8 protein-coding genes are annotated in these 12186 nt (G+C 69.7%); 7 read left to right on the top strand and 1 reads right to left on the bottom strand.

Features of this window, described 5'->3' with window-relative positions; genetic code table 11:
• Positions 1–271 precede the first annotated feature (271 nt).
• From C6Y14_RS11610 to C6Y14_RS11590, 5 genes are all read left to right on the top strand, one after another.
• Positions 272–1564: an ROK family transcriptional regulator gene (locus C6Y14_RS11610; RefSeq protein ID WP_107016522.1), complete on the top strand. Its 1293-nt coding sequence runs from the start codon at positions 272–274 to the stop codon at positions 1562–1564.
• A 262-nt stretch (positions 1565–1826) separates the two neighbouring features.
• On the top strand, positions 1827–3092 hold the full coding sequence (locus C6Y14_RS11605) for an ABC transporter substrate-binding protein (protein ID WP_107016521.1): 1266 nt from the start codon (positions 1827–1829) through the stop codon (positions 3090–3092).
• Between the two features lie 20 nt (positions 3093–3112).
• Positions 3113–4057 (top strand): carbohydrate ABC transporter permease, encoded by a 945-nt coding sequence (locus C6Y14_RS11600; RefSeq protein ID WP_225891020.1) that lies wholly within the window; start codon positions 3113–3115, stop codon positions 4055–4057.
• Entirely contained in the window at positions 4054–4914 is an 861-nt protein-coding gene (locus C6Y14_RS11595; RefSeq protein WP_107016519.1) for a carbohydrate ABC transporter permease, read from the top strand. The genes C6Y14_RS11600 and C6Y14_RS11595 overlap by 4 nt, the downstream gene beginning before the upstream one ends.
• 12 nt (positions 4915–4926) lie before the next feature.
• The gene (locus C6Y14_RS11590; RefSeq protein ID WP_107016518.1) at positions 4927–7881 is read left to right on the top strand and encodes a glycoside hydrolase family 2 TIM barrel-domain containing protein; all 2955 of its coding nucleotides are present in this window, start codon (positions 4927–4929) and stop codon (positions 7879–7881) included.
• On the opposite strand, the gene C6Y14_RS11585 is transcribed toward C6Y14_RS11590, so the two are convergent.
• Positions 7878–8555 (bottom strand): type 1 periplasmic-binding domain-containing protein, encoded by a 678-nt coding sequence (locus C6Y14_RS11585; RefSeq protein WP_107016517.1) that lies wholly within the window; start codon positions 8553–8555, stop codon positions 7878–7880. The genes C6Y14_RS11590 and C6Y14_RS11585 overlap by 4 nt on opposite strands.
• Before the next feature lie 181 nt (positions 8556–8736).
• On the opposite strand from C6Y14_RS11585, the gene C6Y14_RS11580 reads away from it, so the two are divergent.
• Both C6Y14_RS11580 and C6Y14_RS11575 read left to right on the top strand, forming a co-directional pair.
• Positions 8737–10005: a HupE/UreJ family protein gene (locus tag C6Y14_RS11580; protein ID WP_107016516.1), complete on the top strand. Its 1269-nt coding sequence runs from the start codon at positions 8737–8739 to the stop codon at positions 10003–10005.
• A gap of 152 nt (positions 10006–10157) precedes the next feature.
• Positions 10158–12137: a purple acid phosphatase family protein gene (locus tag C6Y14_RS11575; RefSeq protein ID WP_107016515.1), complete on the top strand. Its 1980-nt coding sequence runs from the start codon at positions 10158–10160 to the stop codon at positions 12135–12137.
• Positions 12138–12186: the final 49 nt, after the last annotated feature.

Raw genomic sequence — 12186 nt, 5'->3', positions numbered from 1 at the left:
GAAGGTGTTCTCCGTGCGGGGGTGGCCGGCGCCCTCGGCCGTGAGCACCGGGACGATGAGCGGACGCGACTCGGCCAGGAACCCGCGCTCACGGCCCGGCAGGAGCATCGCGGGAACTCACCCGCGTCCTGGACTTTGTAAAGCCCCTTTCCTAAGGGGTTGTCGAAAGGGCGCGGCGGTCATAGCCTTGCGCGGCGCCGGGGCCGTCGGGTTCCGCCACGGGCCGGCCGTTCGCCGACCGTGGGTGGAGGGATCGAGGGGGCACGTTCTGGTGAAGCGCACTTCACGCGACATCCGCACCGCGAACCGCTACGGGGTGCTGCGCCAGATCATCGCCCGCTCCCCCACCTCCCGGCAGGAGCTGGCCGCCGCGACCGGGCTGAGCGTCGCCACGGTCGCCACACTCGTCGGTGAGCTGCTCGATCTCGGGATGCTCACCGAGGTCGGCTTCGAGGACTCCGCGGGTGGCCGCCCGCGGGGACTCGTCGCCGTCAACGCGTCCGGGGGCGCGCTCATCGGCGTCGACATCGCGGAGACGTACGTCCGTGTCGAGCTGTTCGATCTCGCGCTGGACGTGCTGGCCCGTGCCGACGAGGACATGCGCCCAGGGGAGATCCGTCCGGAGCAGGTCGTCGGGCATGTCGCCTCGGCCGTCGGCTCGGTGGTCGCGCAGGCCGGTATCGAGGGCGCGCGCGTCCTCGGGGTGGGCGTCAGCGTGCCGGGGCAGGTGGACCGCGAGGCCGGCGTGTCGGAGTACGCGCCGAACTGGGACTGGCACGACGTGCCGCTGCTGGACCTGCTCGCGGAGCAGATCGCGTACCCCCTCTATCTGGACAATCCGCTGCGTGCCTGCGCGGTCGCCGAGCTGTGGTTCGGGGCGGCGCGCGGGCGCGGGGACGCCGTGGTGGTGAACCTCGGTACGGGCGTCGGCGCCGGTCTGATCCTGGGCGGCGGGCTGCACCGCGGGGTCAGCAACAGCGCGGGCGAGTGGGGCCACACCACCCTCGTACTCGACGGTCGGCTGTGCCACTGCGGCAACCGCGGATGCGTGGAGACATACGTCGGGGCGCCCGGCATCATGCTGAACCTGCGGGAGTCGAGCCCCGACAGCGCGCTGCTGCACCCCGAGGACCAGACGGCCACGATCGACGCGCTCGCCCGTGCGGTCGCCGAGCGGGACCCGGTGGCCGTCGAGGTGGTCCGGGAGACCGCGCGTTGTCTCGGCGCCGCCATCGCCGACCTGGTGAACCTCCTCAACCCCGAGGTGGTCGTGCTCAGCAGCTGGGTAGCGGCAGCGCTCGGCGAGCCGTTGCTGCGGGAGGTGCGCGAGGCCGTGGCACGGCGTGCGCTGAAGCGGCCGCTGGCCGGCACCGAGATCGTCCTGTCCCCCATTCCCACGGACCCGGTCTGCCTGGGCGCGGCGACGTTCGCACTCGAAGGAACCCTCACCTCGGCGGGCCCGAAGCCCTCGAAGTCCGTGAGCCCCGACCGGTCCCCGGGCGGCGGGGCCACCGCGCCGCGTCCCACCGCGCCCACGAGGAGCCGTACCGCACCGACGTCGTGACGGCCGTGTGCGTCTGCAACGGCGGTACACATCCGGCCGGTCCGAATCGGCCCGTACGGCGGGGAACAGCGGCACCCGGGCCATTGATGCATGGCCTACACACCTTTGCGTCCGGCATCCCGGACGCCTCACAACGCTTCGAACAGGCTTCGTCCAACCCCTTGCCGAAGCATTAGCCGAAGGTTAACGTCCCGCACCCCACAGCGATTTCGAGCCGCAGCCTTACTGGGATCACAGCCGGACAAGAGACAAGGACGTCACCATGTCGGCACTGAGCAGCAGTAACTGGGATCGTCGTTCCGTACTGCGGGCCGCCGCGGGCCTCGCCGCCCTCGGTCCGCTGGCCGCCTGCGGCGGCAACACCGGCCGTGAGGGCGGCGGCAGTTCGGGCAAGAGCCTCGTGCAGTACTTCCACGCGTACGGCGAGGCCGGTACGCAGGAGGCGATCAAGCGCTACGCCAAGGCCTACGACGAGGCCCGGGTGACCACCCAGTGGATCACCGGCAACAACTTCGAGAGCAAGCTGTTCTCGTCGCTGCTCACCGACAACGCCCCGGACGTCTTCGAGTTCCACCCCCAGCTCCAGCTGATCAAGAGCGGTCAGGTGGCGCCGCTGGACGACATCCTCGGACCGGTCAAGGACGACTTCAATCCGGCGGACATAAAGTCGCACACCGTCGACGGCAAGGTCTACGGCGTCCGGATGATCGACGACCCGCAGTTCTTCTTCTACCGCAAGTCGCTGCTGGAGAAGGCCGGTATCGGGGTGCCGCAGACCCTAGACGAGCTGGCCGAGGCGGCGGACAAGCTCACCACCGACAAGGTGAAGGGCCTGTTCCTCGGCAACAACATGGTGTCGACGAACTACGCCCTGGTCTGGGCGGCCGGCGCCGACCAGCTGAACGACAGGAACGAGATCGCGTACCACACCGACGACGTGGCCGCGGCGCTGAAGACGTACCGCAGGATGTTCACCAGCGGGCATCTGCTCCTGGACGCGCCCGCCGACTACTGGGACCCCTCGGCCCTGGTCCAGGGGCTCACCGCGATCCAGTGGTGCGGTATGTGGGCCATGCCCGTGATGCAGAAGGCCCTCGGCGACGACCTCGGCATCTTCCCCTTCCCCTCGGCCGCCTCGGGCGCCAAACCCGCTGTCTACAACGGCGGTTGGTCGATGTTCGTGAACGCCAAGGGAAAGAACGTCGATCTGGCCAAGGAGTACGTCAAGTGGCTGTGGATCGACCAGAAGAAGTACCAGGAGGACTGGGCGCTCAGCTACGGCTTCCACATACCGCCGCGTAAGTCGCTCGCCGCGTCCGCCACCAAGCTCAAGTCGGGGCTGCCCGCCGAGGGCGTCAAGCTCTTCACCGACTACGGCCGCTTCGACAACATCTCCTGGACCCAGGCGATGATCACGGCGCTGGAGGAAGTGATCGCCAACTCGGTCCGCAAGGGCATGGACCCGGAGAAGGCCCTCGACGCGGCGGACGTGAAGGTCAACCGCGAACTCAAGAAGCTGTTCGGATAGGCCGGCGGACGGACAGCGCCATGTCGAGCACCCCGAGCACCCCGACCACCCCGAGCACTTCGAGCACGCGCAAGGGCGTGCGAGGCAGCACGCTCAGCTTCTGGATCTTCACGGGCCCGTTCCTCGTCGGCCTGGTGGTCTTCGTCTACATCCCCATCGGGTGGAGCGCCTGGCTCAGCTTCTTCGAAGCGCGCTACACGGTCACACCCGACAAGTTCATCGGCTTCGACAACTACAAGCTGATGCTGACGAACGGCGACTTCACCGGTTCGCTGGTCACCTTCACCGTCTTCGCCGCGATCATCGTGCCGGTCACCTGGGCCCTCTCGCTGGGCCTGGCCCTGATGGTGCACCGGCTGCGCTTCATGAAGGCGTTCTTCCGGTCGGTCTTCTTCCTGCCGACGGCGTGCAGTTTCGTCGCCGCCTCGCTGATCTGGAAGATGTCCGTCTTCAGCGGCGTCCGCTTCGGCATGATGAACACCGTCCTCGGCTGGTTCGGCGTCGAGAACATCGCCTGGCTGGCCGACCCGAACCCGCCCTGGTACTGGCTGGTCATCGTCACCGTGCGCCTGTGGCTCCAGGCCGGTTTCTACATGATCCTGTTCCTGGCGGCCCTGCAGAACATCCCGCCCGTGCTGTACGAGGCCGCCGCGATCGACGGCGCCAGGCCCGGCTGGCAGACCTTCCGCCACATCACCCTGCCCCAGCTGCGGGCCACCTCCACGGCCGTGATCCTGCTGCTGCTCGTGGCCGCGTACCAGGCGTTCGACGAGTTCTTCAATCTGCTCGCGAAGACGACCTGGGGGCGCCCGCCGCTCGTCGAGCTGTACTACACGGCGCTGGGCGACGACCAGGACTACGGTGCCGGCAGCGCGGGCGCGGTCATCCTGACCCTGCTGATCTGCATGGTGACCCTGCTCCAGGGCAGGTTCCTGGGCTTCGGAAAGGGGGAGGACGCCAGGTGACGACCGTCGTACCGACCCGCAGGCGCGGCCGACGAGGTGTACTCGGCTCCGCCGGCCTCTACTTCGCCACCGCCGTCTGCGCCCTGCTCTTCCTCGTCCCCTTCTACCTCATCGTCCGCAACGCCCTGTCCACGGACGCCGAGATCACCGGCGAGAACTGGCAGTGGTTCCCCTCCACCGTCCAGTGGGGCAATGTCACGGAGCTGTTCGACGACCCGACGGTCCCGTTCGGCCGCTCCCTCGGGAACTCGGCGGTCGTCGGGATCCTGCACACCGTCGGCACGCTGCTGGTCTGCTCGCTCGCTGGCTACGGCCTCGCCCGGATCCCCTACCGGCACGCGAACAAGATCTTCTACGCGGTCCTGGTGACCCTGATGGTGCCGGCCGCCGTCACCTTCGTGCCGAGCTTCGTGCTCGTCTCGTCGCTCGGCTGGGTGTCGAGTATGCAAGGTCTCATCGTTCCGGGGCTCTTCAGTGGTTTCACCTGCTTCCTGTTCCGGCAGTACTTCCTGGGGTTCCCCAAAGAACTGGAGGAGGCGGCGCGCGTGGACGGGCTCGGGTACTGGGGTGCGTACTGGCGCATCGTCGTGCCCAACTCGCTGAACTTCTTCGCCGCGATCGCGACCATCACCTTCATCAGCGGCTGGAACGCCTTCCTGTGGCCCCTGGTCATCGGCCAGGACCAGGAGGCGTGGACCGTGCAGGTCGCGCTCTCCTCGTACATGACGAATCAGACCGTCAACTTCCATCTGATCTTCATGGCCACCGCAGTGTCCATCCTGCCCCTGGTGCTCGTGTTCCTGTTCCTCCAGCGCTGGCTGGTGCAGGGGGTCGCGCAGACCGGCATCAAGGGCTGACCTAGGAGAACGATGACAGTCCGCACCACCTTCCCCGCCTCCTCCGCGTTCCGGTACGTCGAGGACGTCTCGCCCGGGAGCGGTGCGCTGCCGCCCCGGTCGTGGTACGCGTCCTCCGACGCCGCTTCCCTCTCGCTGAACGGCAGTTGGCGGTTCCGGCTGTCCGCGACGGCCGACGCCGAGGACGACTCCTTCGCCGGGCGGGAGTACGACTCCGGGGACTGGGCGGAGGTGGCGGTCCCCGGACACTGGGTCCTCCAGGGGGACGGGGCCTTCGGTGCGCCGATCTACACCAACCACCTCTACCCCTTCCCGGTGGACCCGCCGAGGGTGCCCACGGAGAACCCGACCGGTGACCACCTGCGGTACTTCGACCTGCCGGACGACTGGCCCGACGTCGCGGACGTGAAGGGGGCCGCCGGGGGCGCGGTCCTGCGGTTCGACGGGGTCGAATCCTGCGCCCGGGTGTGGCTGAACGGCACGGACATCGGGGAGTTCAAGGGGTCCCGGCTGCCGCACGAGTTCACCGTCGGACACCTGCTGAAGCCCACCGGGAACGTGCTCGCCGTCCGGGTCCACCAGTGGTCGGCGGGCTCGTACCTGGAGGACCAGGACCAGTGGTGGCTGCCCGGCATCTTCCGGGACGTCACCCTGCTGCACCGGCCCGCGGACAGCGCGCTCGACTTCTTCGTGCACTCGTCGTACGACCATCGCGAGGGCACCGGAACCCTGCGCGTGGACTCCGACGTCGAGGGCCGGATCGTGGTGCCGGGCCTGGACATCGATGTCGAGACCGGCCAGGCCATCACCGTGCCGGTACGGCCGTGGACGGCGGAAACCCCGTACCTGTACGACGCCACGCTGGTCACGCCCGGGGAACGGGTCCCCCTGCGGATCGGCTTCCGGACGGTCGTGCTGGAGGACGGCCTGATCAAGGTCAACGGCCGGGCGATCCTCTTCCGGGGCGTCAACCGGCACGAGTGGCACCCCGAGCACGGCCGCGCCCTGGACCTGGAGACCATGCGCGAGGACGTGCTGCTGATGAAGCGGCACAACGTGAACGCCGTACGCACCTCGCACTACCCGCCCCACCCGGCGTTCCTCGACCTGTGCGACGAGTACGGGCTGTGGGTCGTCGACGAGTGCGACCTGGAGACCCACGGGTTCACCGAGCAGGCGTGGCGGGACAACCCGGTGGACGACGACCGCTGGACCCCGGCGCTCCTCGACCGGGCGGCGCGGATGGTCGAGCGCGACAAGAACCACCCCTCGATCGTCATCTGGTCCCTGGGCAACGAGGCGGGCACCGGCCGCGGCCTCACCGCCATGGCCGAGTGGATCCGGGGCCGGGACGGCTCGCGGCTCATCCACTACGAGGGCGACTGGAACTGCCGTGACACGGACGTGTATTCACGGATGTACGCGGACCACGCGGAGGTCGACCGGATCGGCCGAGGCATGGACGGTGGTCCTGCCAAGCGCCGCCAACTCCCGTTCATCCAGTGCGAGTACGCGCACGCCATGGGCAACGGACCGGGCGGACTCGCCGACTACCAGCGGCTCTTCGAGACGCACGAGCGCATCCAGGGCGGCTTCGTCTGGGAATGGATCGACCACGGCATCAAGGACGAGCGGTACGGCTTCGCGTACGGGGGTGACTTCGGCGAGGAGCTGCACGACGGGAACTTCGTCTGCGACGGACTGGTCTTCCCGGACCGCACGCCCTCGCCGGGACTCCTGGAGTACAAGAAGGTCGTCGAGCCGGTCCGCATGGAGGGCGACGGCGTCGAAGGCGTGGTCCGCATCGCCAACCGGTACGACTTCGCGGACCTGTCGGCGCTGGCCTTCGAGTGGTCGTACGAGGTCGACGGCGAGACGGTGGGGACGGGCACCCTGACCGTGCCCGCGCTCGCGCCGGGCGACTCCGCCGACGTGAAGCTGCCCGAACCCCCGGTGGACGTAAGCGACACGGAGACCAGTTGGACGGTCCGGGCGGTGCTCGCCGGGGACACGGCCTGGGGGCCGAAGGGGCATGTGGTGGCGTGGGTCCAACTGTCGCGGGCATGGCGGCAGTCGATCGGGGTCACGGCCCGCAGCCGCCCCGTCCTCGACGGCCGGGGAGCCGTCACGCTCGGACCGGCCGTGTTCACCGCCCGCACGGGCGAGTTGGCGACCGTCGGGGGGATCGACGTCGGCGACCTGAAACTGGACGTGTGGCGGGCGCCGACCGACAACGACGAGGGCGCGCCCTGGCAGCCGGACATCCGCCACGGCGTGCTGTGGCGCAAGCTCGGCCTGCACCGCATGCAACACCGCCTGGACGCGGTGGAGTTGTCGGACGACGCCCTGACGGTACGCACCCGGGTGGCGCCTGCCGCCTCGGACCTGGCGCTGCGCACGGTCTACCGGTGGACCTCCGACGGGACGCGGCTGAAGCTGGCCGTGTCGGTGACACCGGAGGGCGACTGGCAGGTGCCGCTGCCCCGGCTCGGCGTCCGCCTCGGGCTGTCCGCCGCCGACCGGGTGAGGTGGCACGGCGGCGGTCCGGGCGAGGGGTACCCGGACACCAGATCGGCTTCCATGCTGGGCCGTTGGGAGTCGACGGTGGACGACCTGCAGACGCCGTACGTCCGCCCGCAGGAGAACGGCGCGCGCGCCGACGTCCGCTGGGCGGAGTTCGGCCGGGGGCCGGACTTCCCGGCCCTGCGCGTCGAGGGCACGTTCTGGCTCACGGCCCGCCGCTGGACGAGCGAGCAGCTGGACGCGGCGGACCATCTGACGGACCTGTCACCCGGCGACACGGTGTGGGTCAACCTCGACCACGGCCAGCAGGGCATCGGCTCCCAGTCCTGCGGGCCTGGCGCGCTGCCGCAGTACCAACTACCGGCGCGGCCGACCGAGTTCTCGTTCGTGTTCACGGCGCCGGAGGCAGGGTTCGCGGTGCCGGAGGCAGGAGGCGGGTCCTAGAAGTCGTCCATCCAGACCACGATCCCCGTCCAGCCGGAGAGCACGGCCGCCGTGCCCGCGCGGATAGCCGCCGCGCAGCGGGCCGCGGTGAACGACTCGGGGTCGTAGGCCGAGGACATGCCGAGGCCCTCGCCTCGGAACGACGCCCCGGACCAGTCGACCGCGGTCACGTTGTGGGTGGGCTCGGCCAGTTCCGCGCCCACCACCAGGAACTGCTGGGAGAGATGGTTCGGGGTGACCGTCGCCAGCGCGTCGATCAGGTCGTTGCCCGCGCTCACCACGAGGTCGGGGCCCATGTCGATCGCCCTGTCGACGGCGGGGACCAGATCAGCGGCCTCGGTCACGCTCTCGGTGCGCAGGTCCACCTGCTCGCGGTCGGCCCACTCCCGTACCGCGGTCACGAGCCTCTTCGTGGGCCGGTCGTCGCCCGCCGTCAGCAGGACCACCCGGTAGCCCTCGGAGGGCCGGACCGCGGACCATGACCCGGGCCTCGGGGTGACGGTCGCCTCCGGTGCGGGCGAGGCGGCCGGGTCGACGAACCCCGCGCCCAGCGCACCGACGGCGGAGGGCCGCGGGTGCGGGCGCGACCAGTCGTCGCCGTCCCCGCCGCATCCGGTGACGGCGAGGGCGGCGGCCGAGGCCAGTGCGGCGGCGGTCAGGAGCGGGCGGCGCAAGTGGATCGTCCTCCGTGACAGGGCGTGACAGGGGTGGGTACGTCGACATCCTGCGCCCCCTCGGACCAGCATCTCCATCCGCTCGGCCGTGATCGCGCAGGTGTTCTCCCACGGTTCGCCGAACGGCCCTCGTTGATTCATCCGCGACCAGGACGGTGCACGGGCAACCACAAGGAGCCCCATGTCACACCCTGTTCGCCGCCCCCTGGCCGTTCTCGCCGTGGCGGTGTTCCTCATCCTGCTCGGCCTCGCCCGGCCCGCCTCCGCACACGGCTTCACATCGACCGTGTACGTCCATGTCACCGAAAGTGGCGGCGGAGGCAGTGACGGTGCCGGCCGACTTCGCACCGAGCTGAAGCTTGAGTACGACCTCCTGGTCGTGTCCGCCGCCGACGCCGGACACGACGACCCGCTCTTCCGCGCCGGGACCGAGGCGTTCGAGGCCGGGGACACCGACGCGCAGGCCGCGGCGCTCGACGCCCACCGCGCGACGGTCGTCGACTACGTCACCCGGCGCTTCACGGTCAGCGCCGGCGAGGCCGCCTGCCGACCGGAGCAGACGGCCGACGGTTTCCGCATGGGCCGTGAGGAGGGCGTGCCCTACGCCCTCCTCACCCTCGACTGGACCTGCGGGAAGGCGGCCGACAGCCATGTCACCGTCGACCACGAGATCCGCGGTGGCCTCTTCCCGGACTCCGAGGACTACGTCAAGGGCACCAAGACCATCGCCACGTACGACGTCGGCGGTCGCAGTGGCAGCGCCGCCCTCGACGCCGCCCATCCGTCCTTCTCCCTCGGCCAGGCCTGGACCGAGCGCTTCTGGGAGTTCTTCCGTCTGGGCGCCGAACATCTGCTGACCGGCGTCGATCACATCCTGTTCCTGCTCGCCCTGATCGCCGGATCGCGGCGACCACGCGAGATCGTCCTGGCCGCGACCAGCTTCACGCTGGCCCACTCGGTGACGTTCCTGCTCGCCGCCCTCGGTCTGGTGGACGTGCCGGGGAGCGTCGTGGAACCCGTCATCGCGCTGTCCATCGCCGTCGTCGCGGGCTGGCACCTGTGGCGTATCCGGCAGCGCGGGGTGCACGTCACCGACCTGGCGGTGGCCCCGGACGGCGGCCGTGGCAGCCACGGCGGCCACTTCGCGCTGGACCGCGCCGGATGGACGCGCCTGGGTGTCGTGTTCTGCTTCGGCCTGGTGCACGGCCTGGGCTTCGCCGGCGCCCTCGGGATCGACGCGGCCTGGTCGTGGACCCTGCTGTGGTCGCTGCTCGTCTTCAACGTCGGCATCGAGGCCGTGCAGCTGGCCATCATCGCCGTGGTCTTCCCGCTCCTTCTCCTCCTGCGGCGCCGTTCCCGCCGGGCGGGCCTGTGGGCGACCGGCACGATCAGCGCGGGCGTCGCCGCCATGGGGCTGATCTGGTTCGTGCAGCGCACGTTCGGCCTGTGAGGGCCCACCCGACACCCCCGCACCCCGCTCACCTGGATGTTCAGCAGACCCCGCACCCGCATTTATGCGGGGTTTACCTGGCACCGAAAGCTTGGCGATCTCCACTGCGTGCACACCGCACGCACACGGCAGAACAGAAGAAACGACACGTCATGAGAACAAAGCTCTTCGCACCGGCCGGCAGGCCGATGCGACGCCGCGTGGCGGGCACCGCCGTCGCGGCATCCGTGGGCCTGATCCTGGCCCTCGGCGGTGGCGGACTCACGACCCCCGCGGTCGCCGCCGACTCCGCCACCCTCACCGGCATCGTCCTCGGTGTCGGCGCGAACGAGACCCAGCGGACCGTCAGCTGGTACTCCTCGGCCGACACCACGCAGAAGATCCAGGTGGCCCCCACCGCGCAGCTCGGCGCCGGTGAGTTCCCCGCCGACGCCGCCACGTTCGACGCCCTGGGCGGCGCCAACATCGCCACCAGCGGCGGCTACAACCGCCACGCCACCATCACCGGCCTCAAGGAGAACACCGCGTACTCCTACCGCGTCGGCAGTGAGGGCAACTGGTCGGCCGCGTACGCGTTCCGCACGCAGGACTTCGAGGGCGAGTACGACTTCCTCTTCCTCGGCGACCCGCAGATCGGCTCCTCCGGCGACACCGCGAAGGACCAGGCGGGCTGGCAGGACACCCTCGACGTGGCCACCAGGGCCAACAAGGACGCCGAGCTGCTCGTCTCCGGCGGCGACCAGGTCGAGAGCGCCAACAACGAGTCCCAGTGGAACGCGTTCCTCGCCCCCGACCAGCTGCGCCAGGTGCCGTTCGCGGCCACCATCGGCAACCACGACGTCGGCGGCAAGGCGTACGAGCAGCACTTCTCCACGCCGAACACGGACCGGTCGGGCGCGTACTACTCGAACGGCAACCCCGCCTCCAACACCTCGGGCGGCGACTACTGGTACATCTACAAGGATGTGCTGTTCATCGACCTGAACAGCAACAGCTACGCCACCTCGCAGGGTGGCGGCGGCGACGAGGCGCACACCAAGTACGTCACGGACGTCATCAACCAGCACGGCTCCGAGGCCAAGTGGAAGGTGCTCGTCTACCACCACTCGATCTACTCCCCCGCCTCGCACGCCAAGGACGGGGACAACAAGGCGCGCCGCGTGGACTTCCCGACCACGTTCTCCAAGCTGGGCGTCGACATCGTGCTCCAGGGCCACGACCACAGCTATTCGCGCAGCTACCTCATCAAGAACGGTGAGAAGGCCGACAAGGACGAGCAGCCCGGCGCGGCCGACGTCTACCCGGGTCCCGGCGGCGTCCTGTACGTGACCGCCAACTCGGCCTCGGGCTCGAAGTACTACGACATCACCAAGCCCGACAGCAGCGGTACGAGCGGTGCGGGCAACGGCGCCGACCCGCTGAACCCGGACAGCTACTGGTACAACTCCGTCCAGAACCAGGAGCACGTCCGCAGCTACGTCAAGGTGCAGGTCCGCAACGAGAAGCTCGTCGTGGAGAACATCCGCAGCGGCACCTGCGCGGCCCCCAACTCCGAGGTGGAGCACGGCGACTGGTGCAACAACACCACCGCCGACCAGCCCGTCGGCTCGATCGTCGACAAGGTCAGCGTCCACCCGTACAACGGTGACGGCCAGTCCCTCCAGGTCGACGTGCCGAACGCGGCGCCGGGTGAGTTCGGCTGGACGATCGACGGCTACAACGGTCTGGTGGACCTCGGTACCGCCAAGGAGACGAACGGCGACCACTTCACGGCCGCCGGCAGGATCAACCCGATTCTCGTCACGGACACCCGCCGCACGCTCTCCCCGTGGTCGGTGTCGGCCGGTGTGAGCGACTTCAAGGACTCCGACAAGACGTTCCCGGGCTCCTACCTGGGCTGGTCGCCGTACATCCTCGACCAGGGCGCGGGCGCGAAGGCCGGTGCCTCCGTGGCCTCGGGCTGGGACGACCAGGGCAAGGGCCTGTCCGTCTCGCGCGGTCTCGGCTCGGCCGACCAGGGCCACGCCCGCGGCAAGGCGAAGCTGGGCGCCGACCTGGACCTCAAGATCCCGGACAGCGTCCAGAAGGGCGGCTACCGCGCCACCCTGACGATCACCGCGCTGAGCAGCTGATCGCACCCGTTCGACCCGTTTGACCAGCTCCACCCGCGGGGCAGGCGGC

This window comes from Streptomyces dioscori, assembly GCF_003024195.1.
GTDB classification, from domain to species: Bacteria; Actinomycetota; Actinomycetes; order Streptomycetales; family Streptomycetaceae; genus Streptomyces; species Streptomyces dioscori.
Note: the sequence above shows the minus strand (reverse complement) of the source record. Positions and strands in the feature narration are given on the sequence as shown.

Excerpts from the sequence above, each read along its gene's own strand:
- C6Y14_RS11605 (WP_107016521.1), top strand. The coding sequence starts at position 1,827 with ATGTCGGCACTGAGCAGCAGTAACTGGGATCGTCGTTCCGTACTGCGG.
- C6Y14_RS11600 (WP_225891020.1), top strand. The coding sequence starts at position 3,113 with ATGTCGAGCACCCCGAGCACCCCGACCACCCCGAGCACTTCGAGCACG.
- C6Y14_RS11590 (WP_107016518.1), top strand. The coding sequence starts at position 4,927 with ATGACAGTCCGCACCACCTTCCCCGCCTCCTCCGCGTTCCGGTACGTC.
- C6Y14_RS11580 (WP_107016516.1), top strand. The coding sequence starts at position 8,737 with ATGTCACACCCTGTTCGCCGCCCCCTGGCCGTTCTCGCCGTGGCGGTG.
- C6Y14_RS11575 (WP_107016515.1), top strand. The coding sequence starts at position 10,158 with ATGAGAACAAAGCTCTTCGCACCGGCCGGCAGGCCGATGCGACGCCGC.